This is a genomic window from Kitasatospora sp. NPDC057518, from assembly GCF_042802075.1.
Classification (GTDB): domain Bacteria; phylum Actinomycetota; class Actinomycetes; order Streptomycetales; family Streptomycetaceae; genus Kitasatospora.
Genome location: NZ_JBHVEU010000681.1, coordinates 1 through 2,998 on the forward strand (window position 1 = coordinate 1; position 2,998 = coordinate 2,998).

The following is a 2,998-nucleotide window of genomic DNA, read 5'->3' on the forward strand; positions in this document are numbered from 1 at the left end:
CCCGTGGGTGGAGGGCCCTCGCGTCCGGCCGGGAATCAGGCGTCGATGCGGGAGCGGTCCAGGGTGGCCGCCGAATCCACGATGAACTCCTTGCGCGGGGCGACGTCGTTGCCCATCAGCAGGTCGAAGATCCGCTCGGCCTGCTCCAGGTCGCCCAGGTTGATCCGGCGCAGCGTGCGGTGGCGCGGGTCCATGGTGGTCTCGGCCAGCTGGTCGGCGTCCATCTCGCCGAGGCCCTTGTAGCGCTGCACCGGCTCCTTCCAGCGCTGGTTCTTGCGCTGGAACTCCAGCAGCGTGGAGCGCAGTTCGGCGTCGGAGTAGGTGTAGTGGTACTTCTCCTGGCCGCGCTTGGGGCTGGTGAGCTCGATCCGGTGCAGCGGCGGCACGGCGGCGAAGACCCGGCCCTGCTCGACCATCGGCCGCATGTAGCGGTGGAACAGGGTGAGCAGCAGGGTGCGGATGTGCGAGCCGTCGACGTCGGCGTCGGCCATGAAGATGACCCGGCCGTAGCGGGCCTGGTCGATGTCGAAGGTGCGGCCGGAGCCGGCCCCTATCACCTGGATGATCGCGGCGCACTCGGCGTTCTTGAGCATGTCGCTCACGGACGCCTTCTGCACGTTGAGGATCTTGCCGCGGATCGGCAGCAGCGCCTGGAACTCGGAGTTGCGGGCGAGCTTGGCGGTGCCGAGCGCGGAGTCCCCCTCGACGATGAACAGTTCGCTGCGGTCGACGTCGTCGCTGCGGCAGTCGGCCAGCTTGGCGGGCAGCGAGCTGGTCTCCAGCGCGGTCTTGCGGCGCTGGGCCTCCTTGTGCTGCCGAGCGGCGACCCGGGTGCGGGCGGCCGCGACGACCTTGTCCAGCACGGCCCGGGCCTGGAGCTTCTGGTCCTTCTTGGCCGAGGTGAGGAAGGCCTTGAGCTCCTTGGCGACGACGGCGGCGACGATCCGGTTGGCCGCCGAGGTGCCGAGCACCTCCTTGGTCTGGCCCTCGAACTGCGGCTCGGCGAGCCGGACGGTGACGACGGCGGTGAGGCCCTCGGTGGCGTCGTCCTTGGTGATGTCGTCCTCGGCGACGCGCAGCAGCTTGCTCGCGCGCAGCGCCTCGTTGACCGTCTTGGCCAGCGAGCGCTCGAAGCCGGTGATGTGGGTGCCGCCCTTGGGGGTGGCGATGATGTTGACGAAGGAGCGCAGGGTGGTGTCGTAGCCGGCGCCCCAGCGCAGCGCGATGTCCACGCCGAGGTGGCGGGTGACCTCGGTGGGGGTCATGTGGCCGAGGTCGTCCAGGACCGGCACGGTCTCCTTGAAGGTGCCCTCGCCGCGCAGCCGCAGCACGTCGCAGACCGGCTTGTCGGGGGCCAGGAACTCGCAGAACTCGGCGATGCCGCCGTCGTAGCGGAAGACCGTCTCGTCGATCTGCTCGCTCTCGGTGAGCCGCTCGTCACGCACCACGATGGTCAGGCCGGGGACCAGGAAGGCGGTCTGCCGGGCGCGGCTGTGCAGCGTCTCCAGGGAGAGCTTGGCGTCCTTGAGGAAGATCTGCCGGTCGGCCCAGTAGCGGATCCGGGTGCCGGTGCGGGTCTTCGGCACCTTGCGGGTCCTGGTCAGGCCGTTTCCGGCCTCGAAGGGCGCGTCCGGGCTGGTCTCGGTGAAGATGCCGGGAGTGCCGCGGCGGAAGCTGATCGCGTGGGTGTGCCCGCTGCGGTCGACCTCGACGTCGAGGCGGGCGGAGAGCGCGTTGACGACCGAGGCGCCGACGCCGTGCAGACCGCCGGAGGCCGCGTAGGAGCCGCCGCCGAACTTGCCGCCGGCGTGCAGCTTGGTCATCACGACCTCGACGCCGGACAGCCCGGTCTTGGGCTCGACGTCGACCGGGATGCCGCGCCCGTTGTCCCGGACCTCGACCGAGGAGTCGGGGTGCAGCACGACGTCGATGCGGTCGCAGTAGCCGCCGAGCGCCTCGTCGACGGAGTTGTCGATGATCTCCCAGAGGCAGTGCATCAGACCGCGGCTGTCGGTCGAGCCGATGTACATGCCGGGGCGCTTGCGGACCGCCTCCAGGCCCTCCAGGACGAGCAGGTGCCGCGCGGTGTAGTTGGAACCGTCGTCGCCGGCCAGCAGCGCGGACGGCACGGTCGTTTCGGCACTCACGCGGCACTCTCCTCGGTGAAGATCTGTCTCATCGGTCACATCCGGACGCATCCGGACCAAACGCCAGTGCAGCACGCCGCACCGACACCCGTCGCCCTGCGTGCCCGAACCCGTGCGCCGGGTGCACAGCACGACGGACCGGCCCCGCGCAGCTTGTACGCGCTGCGCGAACAAGCACCGCACCCGGGTGTGGGCCCCGGGGGCGCCATCTCCTCCCGGTACCACCGGTCCTGGCGGATCGTGGGGCCCGGCGCAGGCTCCGGAACTGCCGTTATGCAGGCTACCGGGGCCCGGGACGGGGCTTATGCTCCAACCCGGCAGAGGATTATGCTACGCGGACCTCGCACCCGATCCCGATCGGGCGTTCGAGCGAAGGGCGGATCCCGGAATCCGGCACGCATGAACCACCGGCGCCCGGGGCACGTCCTCATCAACACAGCAGAATCCTCAGAGAAGAAAAGCCACGAGCGGGAACGTTTTCGGCCTGGTTGGATGTTGACCCTGGTACGACAGCTCGTCGAGCTAGAGAAGAGGCGACGTGACTACTGTTCTGACCCCTGCGAGCCCGCTCACCGCGGCTGACCGCTGCGACCGCTGCGGCGCCCAGGCCTACCTGCGCGTCGTACTCGCCAGCGGCGGAGAGCTGCTCTTCTGCGCCCACCACGGCCGGAAGTTCGAGCCCGAGCTCAAGAAGATCGCCGTGGAGATACAGGACGAGAGCGGCCGTCTCACCACCGCGACCACCGTGACGGCCACCGACGACGAGCGCTGATACAGGGCGCCACCAACAGCAGCCGGCCTCGAGCTGTGTCCGGTCGCGCACCACGCGCGACCGGTGAGCCGGGCGACGG

General features: G+C 69.8%; 2 protein-coding genes. One reads left to right on the forward strand and one right to left on the reverse strand.

What is annotated here, in order from left to right:
• Positions 1-35: 35 nt before the first annotated feature.
• Positions 36-2,147, reverse strand: coding sequence for a type IIA DNA topoisomerase subunit B (locus ACFU7Z_RS38255; RefSeq protein ID WP_049650787.1), 2,112 nt, complete (start codon positions 2,145-2,147; stop codon positions 36-38).
• A gap of 538 nt (positions 2,148-2,685) precedes the next feature.
• Here ACFU7Z_RS38255 and ACFU7Z_RS38260 point away from each other — a divergent pair.
• Complete coding sequence (locus ACFU7Z_RS38260; protein WP_049650788.1) at positions 2,686-2,919, forward strand: hypothetical protein; 234 nt, start codon at positions 2,686-2,688, stop codon at positions 2,917-2,919.
• The last annotated feature ends 79 nt before the right edge of the window (positions 2,920-2,998 follow it).